Source organism: Novosphingobium lindaniclasticum LE124, from assembly GCF_000445125.1.
In the GTDB taxonomy this organism is placed as follows: Bacteria; Pseudomonadota; Alphaproteobacteria; order Sphingomonadales; family Sphingomonadaceae; genus Novosphingobium; species Novosphingobium lindaniclasticum.
In genome coordinates this window covers 57,256-74,319 of record NZ_ATHL01000095.1, presented here as the reverse complement: position 1 = coordinate 74,319, position 17,064 = coordinate 57,256, and the positions used below count along the sequence as shown (strand labels likewise).

Below are 17,064 nucleotides of genomic sequence, written 5' to 3'. Positions count from 1 at the left end.
TCGTCATGCTGCGCAGCCTCAAGATGTTCGGCATGGCTCAGGCCGCCGACGAACTGATCGAGCAGGGCGCGCCTGCCTTCGATGCTGCCGTGCCGATGCTCGCTGGACTCCTGAAGGCAGAGATGGCCGAACGCGAGGTCAGGTCCATCGCCTATCAGATCAAGGCGGCCCGCTTCCCGGCCTACAAGGATCTGGCTGGCTTCGACTTTGCCGCCAGCGAGATCAACGAAGCCCTCGTCCGCCAGCTTCACCAAGGCGACTTCATGGAAAACGCCGACAATGTCGTGCTGATTGGCGGGCCTGGAACCGGCAAGAGTCATATCGCAACGGCACTGGGCGTCCAGGCCGTCGAGCATCACCGCAAGAAGGTTCGCTTCTTCTCCACGGTCGATCTGGTCAATGCGCTTGAGCAGGAAAAGACCATGAACCGATCCGGCCAGTTGGCAGAACGCCTGCTACGTCTCGACCTGCTCATCCTCGACGAGCTGGGTTATCTGCCCTTCAGCCCATCGGGCGGAGCCATGCTCTTCCATCTGCTCAGCAAGCTGTACGAGCGCACCAGCGTCGTCATCACCACCAACCTAAGCTTCAGCGAATGGGCTGGCGTGTTCGGCGATGCCAAGATGACCACCGCGTTGCTCGATCGGCTAACCCACCACTGCCACATCCTGGAAACCGGAAACGACAGCTTCCGCTTCCGTGCCAGCACCGCTGCGCCAAAAGCCAGAAAGGAGAAGCCAGCATCTTGAACCTGCCAGGATACGGCAGCACATAACCCATACCCACCCGGGTCAATTCTCAATGAAAACCCCGGGTCACATCTCAGTGGCAATCAACATGTGTGTGCTAACTAGCGGCTCGCCTGGGTTCGTGATCTCGAGCCGATCTGAGAAAAGCGCAATTTGAGGGCCTGCTCCGCCAATCGTCATATCTTGGTGGATGAGCGCATTTGCGATGAGTTCACGTACCGCAATCATCGGGAACATCGGCTGAGCTTCTCGGAAGGCGGGGCCAATCCTTTCGACGCTTGGCACAAGGCCATTGATGTACGTGACGAGCCCTTCAAAGCCTGTGGCATAACCGAATCGGCCGTCATGACGGTGAGTGACCGTGCTGGCCTTGTTTCTGCCGTCGTAGGCAACGAAACGGACAGCTTTTCGGGAGATCGCCTCGTCAAATTTTCGAAGATCAGAAGCGAACAGAATCGCTCCTAAATTCATGATGTTCCAGCGTCCTCCCACGTCCAGCTGGATCAACTGGTCTGCTGCAAGGCGTTCTAAAATAGCGGTGCGACCTTCGGGCAGCTTCTGACCAGTCAGTCGAAAATAGGATGGATAATCGATGAAATCGAGAACCTCATCGCTCTCGACAAACGACTTTGCAACGCCCTTTTCCCAAACGAACGGCCGCAAATTCGTGATGATTTTTTGGTAGCGATCGGGGAAATCAGAAAGCTTAGGCGTGGCATTTCCTACACGGATGTAAGCCGTCCCGCTATATTCGACCGGTGCAGTGCTCGCCGCCGGAATTTCCAACAGGACAACTCGACCATCAGGGTGATCGACCGTTCTAAACGAGAATGCGGGGCTCGGCCTCAACATCTGAGCCAGCCTCATCTCGAACGCTTGCCCTCCCACTTTAAGGGCATTGGGATCGAAGGAGGTGCCCAACACTCTTCCCGTCTCATCTTCAACGCCCCAAACCACACAGGCGACTTCTCTATCGGCCTCCCTCGCCGCGTTGGACAAAGCTGAAACCAGCTTACCGACGATTTCAGGATCTGCGTTATTGTGCTTAAACTCGACTAGGGCCCGCTCCTTGCCTCCCTTACGAAGTTCGTCGATCCAAGCTATGTCTCTTTCCGTCATGGCAGTGCCCCTACCACTGACGACGCAGGATGCGAAGATGATCCGGAGTGGTGGCGAGCGCTGACAGCGGAGCACAGATGTGGGGTAAAATGTGGGAACGCAATTCCGAGGCGCTCCGCTTCATCTAAATAACTCAATGCCTTAGCAGAGTTAATATGGTGCACCCGACAGGATTCGAACCTGTGGCCTCTGCCTTCGGAGGGCAGCGCTCTATCCAGCTGAGCTACGGGTGCAGTGCTCGGCCGAGTAGCAGAGCATGAGCGGCGTTGCCAGCGCCAAATCGCGCCTATCGATCATAGGCTTGGGAAAAACCCGTCGAAGCCTCCGCTAAAGGGCTGGTTACGGCAAGATGCGGGTTGAAAGTTCCCTCTATGTTCCTATGCTGCCGCAATGATGGAAGCTGATTCCCCTCTGGTTGCCCCGCCCCCGTCGTTTGTCGCTGCCGATGTCGTCCGCGGCATCGGCCGCCTTTTCGCCCGCAACGACATCTGGTGCCTCCCTGAAATGGCGCTGCGCTGCGGGCGCCGCGCAGATCTTATGGGCATCGACGCCAAGGGGCACGTCATCATCGTGGAGATCAAGGTCTCGCGGGCTGACCTGCTCGGCGACGGCAAGTGGACCGACTATCTGGATTATTGCGATCGTTTCTACTGGGGCCTTCCCCCCTCGCTTGATCGTGCGCCCCTGGAAACCGAGCCTTTCCTGCCGGATCAATGCGGCGTCATCGTTGCCGATGGCTACGATGCGGAAATCCTGCGTCCCGCGCCCTTGCGCCAACTGGCAGCGGCGCGTCGCAAGGTTGAGACGGAGCGATTGGCCCGCACCTCCTTGCGGCGGCTCGTCACTTCAGGCGATCCGCAAACCCAGCAGTGGGGAAGCGAAAGCTGACGATAGAGACGATGCCGGGGCGATCATGCAAGACAGCCCCGGACCGCCTCCTGCGTCAGGCGACTTCCTTCTCGATCCATTCCGGGAAGAAAGACGGTTCGCGCTCCGACCATCCCGAGGCCGTAGCAGCCGCTTCGCTGATCGAGTGGAGCAGAGTCTTGCGGCGGTCGGGCCGGATCTGGGGGAGTGCCGCCGCGCCGCAGAAAGCAGCCGGCAGCCAGGGCCTGGCCCATCCCCCCAGGAGGCGCTCGTAGAGGAAGCGGAACGCCGAGAAGGATACGATACGGTCCTGCGCCAGATCGAAAGCGGCGATGTGGACGAGCTTACCCATGAACGCGGTAATGTCGTCGAAGCCGAATTCGTCGGGCCGCATGTCGCGCAAGGCCGCAAGGTCGGCATAGGCCTCGTATTGCTTTCGGATCGAGGTGGCCTCTGCCCCGTCACGGGCCCACAGACCGAGCGCATCCTGTCGGCCGAGTCCTACATCGAGGCTACGGCGGATATAACGCTGCTCACAGGGCGTGAAGCTGGCGAACTCCCGCAGTTCGCTGATGGTGATGGTGGCCTTTCCCGTGTGAGTCATGGTCCTGATCCTCGTGACACGGAAGGACTATCCTCCCTGTCACTAGAACCAGTTTGTGCCACATCGGTTGCTACAGGCTTAACTGCGCAAAGGTTTGTGCCCGATATTCCCAATAAGATTCGCAAAGCATTTCAATCTGGCACAGCTCGAAAAATGCGATATCGGCGCTATCCCGCCACAATTCCGCCCTATCGAGAACAAGAGCGGCCGATGGCGAGATAGTGCCCTGCCTGAAATTTTTAGATCAACCCCGCCAGAGGGCTGGACGGATCGGCATAGCGGCGCTGGGCCATACGTCCGGCGAGGTAGGCATGGCGACCGGCCTCCACGGCCAGCTTCATCGCGCGCGCCATGCGGATAGGGTCACGTGCTTCGGCGATGGCGGTGTTCATAAGCACGCCGTCGCAGCCGAGTTCCATCGCCACGGCGGCTTCCGAGGCCGTACCCACACCCGCGTCGACGAGCACCGGCACCTTCGCGCCTTCCACGATCAGGCGAACCGTGACCTTGTTCTGGATGCCCAGTCCCGAACCGATCGGCGCGCCCAGCGGCATGACCGCCACGGCGCCGGCCTCTTCGAGCTGCTTGGCGGCGATCGGATCGTCCACGCAGTAGACCATCGGCAGGAAGCCCTCGTTCGCCAGGGTTTCCGTGGCCTTCAGCGTCTCGCGCATGTCAGGATAGAGGGTGCGTGCTTCGCCCAGCACTTCCAGCTTCACCAGATCCCAGCCGCCCGCTTCGCGCGCCAGGCGCAGGGTGCGGATGGCGTCATCTGCGGTGAAGCAGCCGGCGGTGTTGGGAAGATAGGTGATCTTCTTCGGATCGATATAGTCGGTCAGCATCGGCGCCTTCGGGTCCGAGACATTGACCCGCCGCACCGCGACCGTGACGATTTCCGCGCCAGAAGCCTCGACCGCCGCCGCGTTCTGCTCGAAGTCCTTGTACTTGCCGGTCCCAACGATCAGGCGGGAGCGAAAGGTGCGACCGGCGACGGTCCAGGAATCAGATACGGTATCGGTCAAGGTTCGCGTCCTTTCGGGGAACGATATGTCGGAATTCGGGCGATTACGGCGCGTTCAGCCGCCGCCGACGAAGTGGACGATCTCCAGCACGTCGCCCTCGGACAGCGAAACGTCAGCCAGGGTCGAGCGCGGAGCGATTTCGCCGTTGTGCTCGACGGCGACCTTCTTCGGATCGAGGCCGATGCCGGCTACGAGATCGGCGATCGAGGAGCCAAACGCCACGCGGCGCGGTTCGCCGTTCACGATGAGGGAGATTTCAGCAGCCATGGGCCGCAGATAGCGCGCTGAACCGATTTGGAAAGTGCGCAGACGGCACTTTTAGTGCGCGCGATGCAAGTTCCGGATATGCGCAAGGGCGACCAGCGCGACGCCGATGATGGTGAGCACCGACTCCGCCAGACCATGACCGACCGCGATCGCCCCGGCCATCAGTGCAAGGCCGACAGCCCCGATCACCAGCGGCGCGATGCGGCCGTGACGCACGACGCCGAAGCCCAGCGAGATCACCCCGACGACCAGGGCCAGCACCAGGCCGACGCGATGAACGTCCGGCGCAAGCAGAACTTCACCCCCGAGACCCAGGAATCCTACGAAGAAAACACCCAGGACACAGTGAAGCGCACAGAGACCGCTGAGGACGATGCCTGCCCGGTCCAGCCGGTTTCGAATCGCAGTGATAGCCATACGCATGGATGTTCATGTATGAGACGTTGTAACATTCATCAAGCCCCGACCGTGTAATGAAACATTCGACCGACGCGCCTCTTGCGCATTTCGTCGCAAGATCGCAGGGATTTGCGCCATGAGAGTCTCTGACGGTCGCCCCATCCTCGGTACAGCCGACGATATCGCCCCCATGGTTCGCTGGCTGCTGTTCGTGGCCGCGCTGGTCGTCCTCATCGTCGCGGTCGGCGGCATCACCCGGCTCACCGAGTCCGGGCTGTCGATTACCCAGTGGAAGCCGCTCACCGGTGCGATCCCGCCGCTGACCGACGCGCAGTGGCAGGCGGAATTCGCCCGTTACAAACAGATCCCGCAGTACATCGACGTCAATGGGCCGGCAGGCATGACGCTGGCTCAGTACAAGTTCATCTACTTCTGGGAATGGGTTCATCGCCTGCTGGCCCGCGTGATCGGCCTGGCTTTCGCGCTGCCGCTCGCGTGGTTCTGGTACAAGCGCACGATCCCGCTGGGCTACAAGCCGCGCCTCGTCGCGCTGCTGGCCCTCGGCGGTCTTCAGGGTGTGGTGGGCTGGTGGATGGTTTCCTCGGGCCTCAGCCCGGAAGCGGCGGACCGGGTGAACCACTTCCGCCTTGCCGCGCATCTCCTGGTCGCATTGACGACACTGGGCGGCCTCGTCTGGACTGCGCTAGATCTCCGCGAACTGCGCCGTGGGCAGGCTCCGGCCCGCCTCAACCGTTTCGGAGCCATCGCCCTGGGCATCCTGTTCTTCCAGCTCTTCATGGGTGCGATGGTCGCCGGCCTGCGCGCGGGTTACGTCGCAGGCATGGGCTGGTTCAGCCTGGACGCCTGGCCGCTGATGCAGGGCGCCTTCTTCCCGGACGGCGTGGAATGGGCAGGCGGCGCGCTTCATGCGCTCGTCAACGATCCGTTCCTGACACACTTCGTTCACCGTTGGTGGGCCTGGGTGGTGGTCGCCGTGCTGGTCGTGATGGGTCGCCGCCTCAAGGCACGACATGCCCGCCTCGCCTCGATCGCGGTGCATTCGGCTTTCGGTACTCAGGTGCTGCTCGGGATCTTCACCGTGTGGTCGGGCGTGGCGCTCTGGCTGGCGGTAGCGCACCAGCTCTGCGGCGCCTTGCTCGTTGCCGCGACGGTCTGGGGCGCGCATTGCCTGGGCCGCCGCGATCAGGTCGGACTCGGTATGTGAGCGGGCACGCCGAGACCCCTGCCCTCATCTGGTGCCCTTTTCCCGACGAGGAAAGCGCCCTCTCGGCGGTGAACACCCTGCTGGACGAAGGTCTGGCTGCCTGCGGGAATCTGCTGCCGGGCATGACTTCCGTGTTCGTCTGGAACGGCGAGAAGGACACGGCTCGGGAATTCGGCCTGTTGGTCAAGACCAACGCCGCACTACTCGATGCCGCCGTTGGTAGACTCGCCGAACTCCATCCTTACGAAACCCCCGCCGTTCTGGGCTGGCGCTGCGACGCGGGAGCACCGGACACCGTGGCTTGGCTGGCTCGAATTGGGGCACCGCAGTGTTAGAGGTATTATTTTACCTCTCTGGAAAGCCGCGGTCTCCTTGACTTGAAGGCCCGTTTCGACGATCTGGCCGCCTTCCCGCGGTGCCGGAGATTCGTGAAAGCGAACGATTCGACCGCCGCGACCTGAACATTAGGGATAGACCAGCCATGAAGGCGCTTACGAAGGTCACCCGGTCGATCAAGCCGGCCGAGGTGGAAAAGAAGTGGCATCTGATCGATGCCGAAGGTCTGGTGGTTGGCCGTCTCGCGGTCGTCATCGCAGACCTCCTGCGCGGCAAGCACAAGCCGAGCTTCACCCCGCACGTCGATTGCGGCGACCACGTCGTCGTGATCAACGCCGAGAAGGTGAAGTTCACCGGCAAGAAGCTGGGCGACAAGACCTACTACAAGCACACCGGCTACGCCGGCGGCATCAAGGAAGTGACTGCGGACAAGGTCCTCGGCGGTCGTTTCCCCGAGCGCGTGCTTGAAAAGGCTGTCGAGCGCATGATCCCCCGTGGCCCGCTCGGCCGCGACCAGATGCGTGCCCTGCACCTCTACGCCGGCACCGAGCACCCGCACGGTGGCACCCAGCCCGAAGCGCTCGACGTCGCTTCCATGAACCGCAAGAACAAGGTTGGCGCGTAATGTCCGATACCGAAACCGTACAGAGCCTGTCCGACCTTAAGGACCTGGGCGAAGTCGCCGCCGTCGAAACCTCGGAAGAGACTTTCACGCCCGTCGTTTCGAACGCGCCCCTGCGCGAGCAGCAGCTCGACGCCTATGGCCGCGCTTACGCAACCGGCCGCCGCAAGGACGCCGTGGCCCGCGTTTGGGTGAAGCCCGGCACCGGCAAGTTCATCATCAACGGCCGTGACCAGGAAGTGTACTTCGCACGTCCGACCCTGCGTCTCGTCATCAACCAGCCCTTCCAGGTGGCTGGTCGCGACGGCGCCTACGACGTGATCGCCACCGTCAAGGGCGGCGGTCTCTCGGGTCAGGCCGGTGCCGTGAAGCACGGTATCGCCCAGGCACTCGCGAAGTACGAGCCCGCCCTGCGCGCGTCCGTCAAGGCTGCCGGCTTCCTTACCCGCGACCCGCGCGTCGTCGAGCGTAAGAAGTACGGCCGTGCCAAGGCACGTCGTAGCTTCCAGTTCTCGAAGCGTTAATTCGCTTACAGAGAGCTTCGGCTTACCAAAGAGGGTCGCGGGAAACCGCGGCCCTTTTTCGTTGCGTCTTCCTACTTGGCGGGCTCGTGAGATCAGCAGCCCAAGCACGATAGCTGCTATCGGTAGGTATCTGTCTTCACCCCATATCGACTTACACAAGGTATCTTGCATCACACAGTAGCTGGCTATATACACCCCTCATCCGCAGGAGATGATTCGATGTCCGAAATCGAAGTGCAGCTGAAGAAGGGAGTGCTCGGTCTCTGCGTACTCGCCTTGCTGTCGCGGGGGGACAGTTACGCCTATGAGATCGCCAGCCGCATGGCGGCCGCAGTCGATATGGGAGAGGGTACGATCTACCCGCTCATGCGCCGCATGCAGTCCGATGGCCTCGTCGTGACCTACCTTGAGGAATCGCCCTCGGGGCCGCCGCGCAAATACTACCGCATCACAGACACGGGCCGCAGCCGCCTTGCCGAACAGGTCGAGGAATGGCGCGGCTTCACCGCCGCCGTCGAGGAACTGCTCGACGGTGCCGCCGTCGCACCTGTGCAGGAGGAGCCCAGCCATGACGCGTAACGAGTTCATCAGGCGCCTGAAGGCCGGCCTTAAGGGCATGCCGCAGGATGTCGTCGCCGAGATCGTCGCCGATTACGAGGAACACTTCGAAGCCGGGGCTGCCGAAGGCCGCAACGAACAGGAAGTGGCCGCCGCCCTGGGCGATCCCGGCCGCCTTGCCCGCGAACTGCGGTTCGAGGCCGGTTTCCGCAACTGGGAAAGCGCCCGCTCGCCGTCTTCGGCGTGGAGTGCGATCCTGGCCTTCATGGGCCTTGCCACGATCGACATCCTGATCCTGCTGCCGATCGTGCTGCCGATACTGGGCGTGATGTTCGGCCTTTACGTCGCGACCCTGGCCGCTTTCCTAGCGGGCGGCTTCATCTTGGTCGCCGGGCCGTTCAGCGGCTTTCCAGGCGGTGCGCTGGTCGCCATCCTGGGTGGTCTCGGCACGATGAGCGCCGCCGTGGCCATCGCCGCCCTTCTGACTCTGGTCAGCATCTGGATCATCAACGCCATCATGTGGTTCGGCCGTCTGCACTATCGCGTGCTCGAACCCGCCATGCATTCGCAAGACTGAAAAGCACGAGAGAAAGGAACCGAGTGATGTTCAGGAAACTGCTCATCGTATTCGCCAGCGGCGTGATCCTGACGATCGTCGCCTTCAGCGCGGCCTGGGTGATCGGCGGCGACAAGTTCCGCCGCGACGTCCACGAAGGCGACTTCAACTGGACCATCGGCGACGACGACGAAGACACCGACAGCCCGCAGATCACCCGCAATTTCCAGATCCAGCCCGGCGCCCGCCTGGCGATGGACATCCCTGTCCAGCTGGTCTTCACCAAAGGCGACAAGGCCGAGATGGTCGTCACCGGCCCGCAGAAGCTGGTCGATCGCCTGACCTGGGAAGATGGCCGCCTGGCCGTGAAGGGCAGCTGGCACGGCCGCAAGGGCCTGAAAGTGCGGATTACCGCGCCGGAGATCGAAGGCTTCGATTTCGACGCCCCCGGCGATGTTACCCTGACCGGCCTCGATCAGGACAGCCTGACGGTGAACGGCAACGGTGCGCTCAGCCTGGCCGCCACCGGCAAGGTCCGCAAACTGGCCGTCACCACCGACGGCGCGGGCAGCCTGAATTTCGGCAAAGTCGATATCCAGGACGCCACGATCGAAGTGAACGGCGCGGGCAACATGACGATCGGCGCCACCGGCAACGTCAGCATCCAGATCAACGGCATCGGCAATGTCTCGCTCGTCCGCAAGCCCGCAAACCTCAAGACCGAGATCAACGGCATCGGCAACGTCAGCCACGACTACAAGTAAGTCTTTGCAGGAAGGCAAACCGCTGCGGCTCGCTCGCGGCGGCTGAAACCCAAGAAGCCGCGCCGTTTCGACGGCGCGGCTTCTTGCGTTTAGCCGGACACCCTGGGCGATCAGTGCACCGGCGGATCGACCGGCGGCACCGCGCCGACAGGTGCCACGGGCTCGTCAGGCTCGCGCGGGGGCAGGGCGTTTTCCGGAACCTGGTCGATCTGCATGGCTGCGGTGGGGACGTGTTCGAGATTGCGGGCGACGACCTTGATACGATCGCCGTCGATGGTGATCTCGTTGAAGCTGGGCGGGGTCGAGCGGATCCGCTTCGACAGCGTCCCGGCGCCGATCATGCGCAGCGGCCCTCTCCGAGTCTCAGCCGTCAGATCGAAGGCGTCGTGGATATGGCCCGAGAGCACGGCCATGACCTTGCGCTCGGCCAGGACTTCCATCGTCCGCGTACCGTTGATCGTCAGCAGCTTGCCGTCCTTGGCGCGGCGCTCGGTGAGCGGATGGTGCGCGGCGATCAACACGCGGGTTCCGGCGGGCAGGGCGTCTATGGCCGCCAGCGTTTCGGCGAGCGCCTTTTCCGTCACCCAGCCGTTCGACCAGGGGAAGCGCTGCCACTGCGCCCGGGTCGTGGTCTTGAGCGGAACGATCGCCAGACCCGGAAGATGGAGCTTGGCCTCCACCATATTCTCGATCGCATGGAACCGCTTGTACGGTGCGAAGAAGCGTTCGTAGAGGTTGAAGTAGGGAATGTCGTGATTTCCCACCTCGACCGTGACCGGCACATCGAGCGCCTTGATCCAGTTCGTCGCCGCCGCAAACTCGGGATGCCGCGCGCGCATCGTCAGGTCGCCGGTGATGGCCACGGCATGGGGCTTTTCTCGCGCGATGCAGGATTTCGCCCAGGCGAGGGCGGACTCGTCCTCAAGCCCGAAATGGATGTCGCTCAAATGGAACAGGCGGATCGGCTCGCCCGGCGATAGGGAATTATCAGGAAGCATTGAGCGTCGTTACCAGATCGACTTCGCAAGTCGCGAGGGAAAACACTTCCTCGGCCGCGCCGTCGAACGGTTCGCCGTCGATCAGCAGACCCATCGGTTCGCCATCGGGGCACACGAGCCTGAGCTGGCGGTGCGTTCCCAGCGAATCGTGCGGTCCATCCCGAAAGTCCCGGTTCAGCAGGGCAATCCCTTGTCCCGCATAGTCGGCCAGCGATTCCGCGTAATAGCCGTTGACCTCGAGACCGCTCTCGTACGGCGTGACGGTGATCGCCGCATAGCCTTCTTCGCGGCCGCAATCCGCATCGGCGCAAGTCACCTTGGGGCCATTCGCCGACCACGAGATCGCCTGCGCGGCGGTATTGACGAATTCCACGATGTTCACCGCGCGCATGGCTTCGCGCACTTCGTTCCAGATCGTGCCCGGCCCGGCCAGCACCCCGGTCAGCCCCACGCCGTGGCGACTCGAGATCACCTGAGGACGCGTCGTCAGCAGCGGGGCGCGGGCAAGGCGCGCGATGATTTCCGTTGCTGGAAAGTCGCCGTGCAGCCGCTTGGGCAACATGTTCATGGTCCCGCCGGGAAGGACCAGGACCGGCCCGCTCCACCCGCTTGCAGCCGCCACGACCGAATGCGTGGTGCCGTCACCGCCGAACACCACGAGCAGATCGACCTGAGCGGCATCGAGAACGGCCGGAGTCGGTGCCGCCTCGTCCGGGAAGCGCAGGGTGCGATCCACCGGAAAACCGGCTTCGTCCAACGCCTCCTGCACTTGCCCGACGGAAGCGTCGTCGTTGCTGCCGCTGGCCGCGTTGCAGACCAGCCAGACCAGGGGGAGGGCGCGAAGGCCGGGACGCGTGGAATCGTTTTCGGTCATGTCGCCAGAAACCGGCGCCGCCGCGCCCGGTTCCCGATCAAACCCGTCCGCTGGAGATCAGCCAGGCGGAAATACCGTTGAGGAGCGAGTAGAGCAGATAGATCCAGGCCCAACCGGCGGAATGCCCCGCAACCGCGATCATGGCGCCGAGCAGCATGGCGAATTCCACTACCAGGCTGAGGCGCCCTCCCAAGGGCCGGAAGAACCATGGCACCTGGGAAAGCAGCGCATGCCCGCTTTCCAGCACCGCCTTGTGGGCGGCGAAGTTGAATACGCCAAGGAAGAAGACGAGCACTAGTCCCATAGGTACATACATAATGTACCGCGAAACCCGTAGCGGCACCAGTCTTCGTAAAGATGGCGATCATTTCGCGATCCGATTCGCCGCATTTCTTGCTCTTGGCACCATCACGCCACGCCGTTCGTCGACACCCGATGTCGTTCGTCCCCGCGGCTCGATCTTCGTCGACCTTCGACGGGTGGCGGTCGAGCCTCGCGTGAAGGACATGCGATTTCGCTGCAAACAGGTTTCACCGAGCCGATGCGAACGAAGACTTGCACACGGCTCACCCTGAGGAGGAAGAGACGATGTTCAAGACCAACCTGATCGCTGCCGCCGCCGCTGCCGTTCTTTCCGTGGGCGCCATTGCCGCCGCCACCGCTCCCGCCCCGGCTTTCGCCAAGAATGTCGAAGTGCGCTATTCGGACCTCAATCTCTCGACCGCGGAAGGCAAGCAGAAGCTGGAGCGCCGCATCGACACCGCCGCTCGCGAAGCCTGCGACTATGGCCGCACGACCACCGGCTCACGCATCCGCAGCAACGAAGCCACCGAATGCTACACCAAGGCCCGCGCCGATGTCAGCGCCCAGGTTGCCGGCGCCATCGACAAGGCCGGCGCCCAGCGCCTGGCGGTGGGCCAGTGAGGCCGAGCCGCTCCCACGAAGTCCCTTGAGAAAATAAGCGAATACGAGACTGGCGGGCTTAACGGCCCGCCATTTTCTTTACGCTCGGCAGGTAGGTTCGGCCGATCCGCAGGACATCGCCGCTCCCGGTCTCGACAGACCACACGCCCAGCCCTTCATGGCGAAGCCCCGTCACATGGTCGCGGCGCAGGATGCAGCTTCGGTGGATGCGGATGAACCGTTCCGGATCGAGGCGCTCTTCCAGGCTGGTGATGGTCTGCAGCAGCAAGTAGCTCTGCCCCCGAACGTGAAGCCTTACATAGTCGCGCTCGGCATCGATGCGCTCCACATCGGCCGCCGGAACCCTGACCAGTTCCGAGCGGTGCGGCACCCAGAACTCTTCCAGCCATTCGCTCGTCGGAGCAGGGCGCTGGTCGCCGCGCCGCGACATCACGCGGCCCACGGCGCGTTGCAGCCGGTCGGGCGCGACGGGCTTGAGCACGTAGTCGATCGCATCCAGATCGAACGCCTCGACTGCGAATTCGTCATGAGCGGTCACGAATATGACGGCCGGGGCATCGGGCTTGCCGGAGAGGCGACGGGCCACCGTGAGGCCGTCCGTCTCGGGCATGGTGAGGTCGAGCAGGACGAGGTCCGGCGTCAGAGCGTCGATCAGGCGCAGCGCGGCCTGGCCGTCGCTGGCGGTACCGATCACCGAGACGCCTTCGATGCGCGAGCAGATCACCTGCATGCGTTCAACCGCCAGCGGCTCGTCGTCGACGATCAGCGCCCGCAGCGGCGCGGCATCCACGGATTCAGGGGCAATTTCAGGCAAGACCGGCCTCCAGGGGCATTCTCAGGACCGTGGCGAAACCGCCTTCCGGGCGCTCTCCGAACGTGATGGTAGCCGCGGCGCCGTAACGCGCCCGCAGCCGATCCCTGACGTTGCCGAGACCGATACCGAAGCCGCCGCTGTTTTCCGGGCATCCCGGTCCATCGTCGGTGACGCTCACTTCCAGCATGTCATCGTCGCGCCGCGCGACGAGCGCGATCGTGACGGGCCGCTGGGTGGCGGCAACGGCATACTTCACCGAATTCTCGACGAGAGGTTGCAGGATCATGCCCGGCACCATTGCACCAAGAACAGAATCGTCAATATCAATCGTCGTCAGCAATCGATTGGGAAAGCGCACCGCCTCGATTGCGAAGTAAAGCTTCTGCATCTCGATCTCGTCTACGAGCGGAAGATCGCTGGTGGGATCTCCCGAAAGTGTTCGGCGGTAGAAGGTCGAGAGGTTCTGGATCATCTTCTCCGCATCGTCCTGCTTGCCGATCATGACCAGCGCGGAAAGCGAATTGAGCGTGTTGAACAGGAAGTGCGGATTGACCTGATAGCGCAGCGACCGCAGTTCCGCCGCTGCCGCCGCGCGCCGATATTCGCCCTCGCGCCATTCCGCCGCGCGGGCTTCCTCTGCCTTGACGAGCGCGAAGTAGAGCGCCGCCCAGGCCAGGATCAGGAAGTAGCGGCCGAAGGCGGTATCGGCCATCTTCGCCCAATCGCCGTAATGCTTGCCGAACAATTTCTCGGTGTTGATGGTGATCGCCGAGCTTGTCTCGTCCGTGATGGTCGACGACCCGGTGGCCTGTTCGGACGGCGCGGCCTCTTTGGGGCCGGACCGCCGATCCGCCGATGGAGGCAGGTCCAAAAGGATATTGCCCGCTTCGTCCTGGCTGATGCGGATATTGCCGGCTCTTACCGCCGCCGCCTCTTCCTCGCTCCCATAGGCCTTGGCGGTGTTCATGTCGGCGAAGATCGCGTCGTTGATCAACGCGAGCGCAATCGACAGCGGCAAGGCTCCGATCAGCACCACGACGAAGCGCGTGCGGGTCGACCGGCGATCCAGCAATTGCAGCAGCGGCCAGACGGCGGCCATCAGCAGCATCGAGAGGATGCAGATCGTCAGCCGCCGCGATACGAGCGGCCAGAACTCGTCGTAGCCCATCACCGCGCCGCGCAAGGTGGCGACCACGAAATAGCAGGCCCAGAGAGCGGCCAGAGTCAGCAAGACGAGCCGCACGGGAATGCGGGCCTGATGGGCGACGGGCGTCTCGGGGGTCGTCATCCTCAGGGGATAGCGCGAAAAAACCTTGTAGCGCCAGTTCCCTGATCGAACCGGAACCGACATTCGTCGAACCGGCTGCGGGAGAGGGCCGATCCCCGGGTGGAAACCCGCCGGCTCGGCCCTCTGTCCCAGGCGCATCACGCCGGGAGCAGGTGCTCCTTGGCGATCTTTTCCTTCCATACCAGCGGCGCGAGCTGGTGGACGTTCTTGCCTTCGGAATCCACGGCCACGGTCACCGGCATATCCTTGACGGTGAATTCGTAGATCGCCTCCATGCCGAGGTCCGCAAAGCCGACGACCTTGGCTTCCTTGATCGCGCGGGCGACGAGGTAGGCGGCGCCGCCGACGGCCATCAGGTAGGCCGACTTGTGCCTGGCGATAGACTCGGTGGCGGCCGGGCCGCGTTCCGACTTGCCGATGCTGGCCAGCAGGCCGAGGTCGAGCATGGTGTCCGAGAACTTGTCCATGCGGGTCGCGGTGGTCGGGCCGGCGGGGCCGACGACTTCCTCGCGCACCGGATCGACCGGGCCGACGTAGTAGATCACGCGGCCCTTGAAATCGACCGGCAGCTCTTCGCCCTTGGCGAGCATGTCGGCGATGCGCTTGTGCGCGGCATCGCGGCCGGTGAGCATCTTGCCGTTGAGCAGCAGACGGTCGCCCTGCTTCCAGCTCTGGACGATCTCGGGGGTGAGGGTGTCTAGGTCGACGCGGATGGCGCCCGCGTCTGGCGCCCATTCCACCTGCGGCCACTCGTCGAGGTTCGGCGTTTCCAGGAAGCTCGGGCCCGAGCCGTCGAGCGTGAAGTGCGCGTGGCGGGTGGCGGCGCAGTTCGGGATCATGGCGACGGGCTTGCCCGCAGCGTGGCACGGCCAGTCCATGATCTTGACGTCCAGGATCGTGGCAAGGCCGCCAAGGCCCTGCGCGCCGATGCCGAGCGCGTTGACCTTGTCGAAGATCTCGATGCGCAGCGCCTCGATGTCGTTCTGCGGGCCGCGTGCCTTCAGCTGGGCCATGTCGATCGGCTCCATCAGGCTCTGCTTGGCGAGCTTGACGCAGTGCTCGGCGGTGCCGCCGATGCCGATGCCCAGCATGCCCGGCGGGCACCAGCCGGCGCCCATCTGCGGCAGCATCTCGATCACCCAGTCGACGATGGAATCGCTGGGATTCATCATCTTGAACTTCGACTTGTTTTCCGAGCCGCCGCCCTTGGCCGCGACGTCCACCGAGACCTTCGAGCCGGGAACCATGCTGACCGAGAGCACCGAAGGCGTGTTGTCCTTGGTGTTGCGGCGGGTGAAGGCGGGGTCAGCCAGCACCGAGGCGCGCAGCTTGTTCTCGGCATTGTTGTAGGCGCGGCGCACGCCTTCATCGACCACTTCCTGCAGCGACTTCTCGGATTCGAGGCGGCAATTCTGGCCCCATTCGATGAAGACGTTGACGATGCCGGTGTCCTGGCAGATCGGGCGATGGCCTTCCGCGCACATGCGGCTGTTGGTCAGGATCTGCGCAATGGCATCCTTGGCCGCGGGGCCCTGCTCCGCCTCGTAGGCGTCGCCCAGCGCGCGGATATAGTCCATCGGGTGGAAGTAGCTGATATACTGGAGGGCGTCGGCAACACTCTCGATGAGGTCGTCTTCGCGGATCGTCACCATCTGCGTCATGGAAATGGGCTCCCGTTTTTCGGATCGCGTGATTTTGCGCGCTCCTTAGACCGGGTTTGGTTTTTCCGCAAAAGCGCATTTCACGCGGCCGTTCTTGTGTTCCACGCGCACCGGGTTGCAAGTCCCGGAACGCCATCGTCAAAGCGTCGCCATGGATCGACCAGGAACTTTCAAACCACTTGGCCAAAATCGCCGCTTCGCCTAGAAGGCCTCGCATAAAGTCCGTATTTGCGGGGATACAGGCGTCCAGCCGTCCTTTCCCGCGCCAGCATGAGGAATAGGCCGCAATGACCCTGACCGAGGACCGGTCCGCCACCGAAGCACGCCCCGAAGCCCGTACGGCCATGATCGTCAGCCAGCTGCGCACCAGCGGCGTCAACGAACATTGGGTTCTGAACGCCATGGCGGCCGTCGCGCGCGAGGATTTCGTTCCCGCCGCGATGCGCGACGCCGCCTATATCGACCGTGCGATTCCGCTTGGGAACGGCCGCTTCCTGGCCGCGCCGCTGTTCCACGGCAAACTGCTGGCCGAAGCCGCGCCGAGCGAGAACGACAAGGTCCTCCTGGTGGGCGAAAGCAATGGCTACCTCGCCGCGCTGCTGCGTCCGCTGGTCGGCTCGCTGACCGTCATCGATCCCACGGAGGCTGCCGGTTTTGCGGGTGAAGGCGGCTACTCGCTCCTCGTGATCGACGGCGCGATCGAGGAACTGCCCGCTTCGCTGGCGGCGCAGGTCGCCGAAGGCGGCCGCGTGGTCACCGGGGTCCTGGTGCGCGGGGTCGCTCGCCTGGCTTCGGGCGTGAAGGCCGCGGGGGCGGTCTCGCTGCTGCCGCTGATCGAAATGGGGATTCCGGCTCTGCCTGAATTCGCCGCTCCCAAAAACTGGAGCTTCTGA

The 17,064-nt window shown here is 63.3% G+C and carries 22 protein-coding genes and 1 tRNA gene; 11 read left to right on the top strand and 12 right to left on the bottom strand.

Annotated elements, in window-relative coordinates; all coding sequences use genetic code 11:
- On the top strand, positions 1-749 hold a 749-nt coding region (istB, locus tag L284_RS39520; RefSeq protein ID WP_021233816.1), incomplete at its 5' end, for an IS21-like element helper ATPase IstB.
- A 66-nt stretch (positions 750-815) separates the two neighbouring features.
- On the opposite strand, the gene L284_RS39515 is transcribed toward istB, so the two are convergent.
- Entirely contained in the window at positions 816-1,868 is a 1,053-nt protein-coding gene (locus L284_RS39515; protein WP_021234918.1) for an RNA-binding domain-containing protein, read from the bottom strand.
- A 156-nt stretch (positions 1,869-2,024) separates the two neighbouring features.
- Positions 2,025-2,101, bottom strand: a tRNA-Arg gene (locus L284_RS39510).
- Between the two features lie 157 nt (positions 2,102-2,258).
- Here L284_RS39510 and L284_RS39505 point away from each other — a divergent pair.
- Positions 2,259-2,756 (top strand): MmcB family DNA repair protein, encoded by a 498-nt coding sequence (locus L284_RS39505; RefSeq protein WP_021234917.1) that lies wholly within the window; start codon positions 2,259-2,261, stop codon positions 2,754-2,756.
- A gap of 55 nt (positions 2,757-2,811) precedes the next feature.
- Here the strand turns inward: L284_RS39505 and L284_RS39500 are convergent, their stop codons facing one another.
- The 4 genes from L284_RS39500 to L284_RS39485 form a co-directional block, all read right to left on the bottom strand.
- The gene (locus tag L284_RS39500) at positions 2,812-3,339 is read right to left on the bottom strand and encodes a hypothetical protein (protein ID WP_021234916.1); all 528 of its coding nucleotides are present in this window, start codon (positions 3,337-3,339) and stop codon (positions 2,812-2,814) included.
- Between the two features lie 239 nt (positions 3,340-3,578).
- Positions 3,579-4,361: a bifunctional sulfur carrier protein/thiazole synthase protein gene (locus L284_RS39495; RefSeq protein ID WP_021234915.1), complete on the bottom strand. Its 783-nt coding sequence runs from the start codon at positions 4,359-4,361 to the stop codon at positions 3,579-3,581.
- 54 nt (positions 4,362-4,415) lie between these two features.
- Positions 4,416-4,628, bottom strand: a complete 213-nt coding sequence (gene thiS, locus L284_RS39490; RefSeq protein WP_021234914.1) for a sulfur carrier protein ThiS — start codon at positions 4,626-4,628, stop codon at positions 4,416-4,418.
- A 51-nt stretch (positions 4,629-4,679) separates the two neighbouring features.
- On the bottom strand, positions 4,680-5,051 hold the full coding sequence (locus tag L284_RS39485; RefSeq protein WP_031342634.1) for a MerC domain-containing protein: 372 nt from the start codon (positions 5,049-5,051) through the stop codon (positions 4,680-4,682).
- 112 nt (positions 5,052-5,163) lie between these two features.
- Between L284_RS39485 and L284_RS39480 the strand changes: the two genes are divergently transcribed.
- From L284_RS39480 to L284_RS39450, 7 genes are all read left to right on the top strand, one after another.
- Entirely contained in the window at positions 5,164-6,252 is a 1,089-nt protein-coding gene (locus L284_RS39480) for a COX15/CtaA family protein (RefSeq protein WP_031342633.1), read from the top strand.
- Positions 6,249-6,587 (top strand): divalent-cation tolerance protein CutA, encoded by a 339-nt coding sequence (gene cutA / locus L284_RS39475; protein ID WP_021234911.1) that lies wholly within the window; start codon positions 6,249-6,251, stop codon positions 6,585-6,587. The genes L284_RS39480 and cutA overlap by 4 nt, the downstream gene beginning before the upstream one ends.
- 146 nt (positions 6,588-6,733) lie before the next feature.
- Complete coding sequence (gene rplM, locus L284_RS39470) at positions 6,734-7,213, top strand: 50S ribosomal protein L13 (protein WP_021234910.1); 480 nt, start codon at positions 6,734-6,736, stop codon at positions 7,211-7,213.
- Positions 7,213-7,734 (top strand): 30S ribosomal protein S9, encoded by a 522-nt coding sequence (gene rpsI / locus L284_RS39465; RefSeq protein WP_021234909.1) that lies wholly within the window; start codon positions 7,213-7,215, stop codon positions 7,732-7,734. Before rplM ends, rpsI begins: the two co-directional genes overlap by 1 nt.
- 219 nt (positions 7,735-7,953) lie before the next feature.
- On the top strand, positions 7,954-8,313 hold the full coding sequence (locus L284_RS39460; protein ID WP_021234908.1) for a PadR family transcriptional regulator: 360 nt from the start codon (positions 7,954-7,956) through the stop codon (positions 8,311-8,313).
- Positions 8,303-8,869 carry a DUF1700 domain-containing protein gene (locus L284_RS39455; RefSeq protein WP_021234907.1) on the top strand — a complete coding sequence of 189 codons (567 nt, stop codon included), beginning with the start codon at positions 8,303-8,305 and terminating at the stop codon, positions 8,867-8,869. The genes L284_RS39460 and L284_RS39455 overlap by 11 nt, the downstream gene beginning before the upstream one ends.
- A gap of 26 nt (positions 8,870-8,895) precedes the next feature.
- Positions 8,896-9,612 (top strand): GIN domain-containing protein, encoded by a 717-nt coding sequence (locus L284_RS39450; protein WP_031342631.1) that lies wholly within the window; start codon positions 8,896-8,898, stop codon positions 9,610-9,612.
- Between the two features lie 110 nt (positions 9,613-9,722).
- Here the strand turns inward: L284_RS39450 and L284_RS39445 are convergent, their stop codons facing one another.
- From L284_RS39445 to L284_RS39435, 3 genes are read right to left on the bottom strand one after another with little or no spacing between them, the layout of a single operon-like run.
- On the bottom strand, positions 9,723-10,610 hold the full coding sequence (locus tag L284_RS39445; protein ID WP_021234905.1) for a metallophosphoesterase family protein: 888 nt from the start codon (positions 10,608-10,610) through the stop codon (positions 9,723-9,725).
- Entirely contained in the window at positions 10,600-11,484 is an 885-nt protein-coding gene (locus L284_RS39440; RefSeq protein ID WP_021234904.1) for a diacylglycerol/lipid kinase family protein, read from the bottom strand. The genes L284_RS39445 and L284_RS39440 overlap by 11 nt, the downstream gene beginning before the upstream one ends.
- 37 nt (positions 11,485-11,521) lie before the next feature.
- Positions 11,522-11,788 carry a hypothetical protein gene (locus L284_RS39435; protein WP_031342630.1) on the bottom strand — a complete coding sequence of 89 codons (267 nt, stop codon included), beginning with the start codon at positions 11,786-11,788 and terminating at the stop codon, positions 11,522-11,524.
- A 284-nt stretch (positions 11,789-12,072) separates the two neighbouring features.
- On the opposite strand from L284_RS39435, the gene L284_RS39430 reads away from it, so the two are divergent.
- Positions 12,073-12,408 carry a UrcA family protein gene (locus L284_RS39430; RefSeq protein ID WP_021234902.1) on the top strand — a complete coding sequence of 112 codons (336 nt, stop codon included), beginning with the start codon at positions 12,073-12,075 and terminating at the stop codon, positions 12,406-12,408.
- A 58-nt stretch (positions 12,409-12,466) separates the two neighbouring features.
- Here L284_RS39430 and L284_RS39425 read toward each other — a convergent pair whose 3' ends face one another.
- The 3 genes from L284_RS39425 to L284_RS39415 form a co-directional block, all read right to left on the bottom strand.
- Positions 12,467-13,213: a LytR/AlgR family response regulator transcription factor gene (locus tag L284_RS39425; RefSeq protein WP_031342629.1), complete on the bottom strand. Its 747-nt coding sequence runs from the start codon at positions 13,211-13,213 to the stop codon at positions 12,467-12,469.
- A gap of 1 nt (position 13,214) precedes the next feature.
- Positions 13,215-14,510: a sensor histidine kinase gene (locus L284_RS39420; protein ID WP_021234900.1), complete on the bottom strand. Its 1,296-nt coding sequence runs from the start codon at positions 14,508-14,510 to the stop codon at positions 13,215-13,217.
- Positions 14,511-14,647: 137 nt separating this feature from the next.
- On the bottom strand, positions 14,648-16,171 hold the full coding sequence (locus tag L284_RS39415) for a fumarate hydratase (protein ID WP_021234899.1): 1,524 nt from the start codon (positions 16,169-16,171) through the stop codon (positions 14,648-14,650).
- A gap of 287 nt (positions 16,172-16,458) precedes the next feature.
- On the opposite strand from L284_RS39415, the gene L284_RS39410 reads away from it, so the two are divergent.
- A complete protein-coding gene (locus L284_RS39410; protein WP_021234898.1) occupies positions 16,459-17,064 on the top strand; it encodes a protein-L-isoaspartate O-methyltransferase family protein in 606 nt (201 codons plus the stop codon).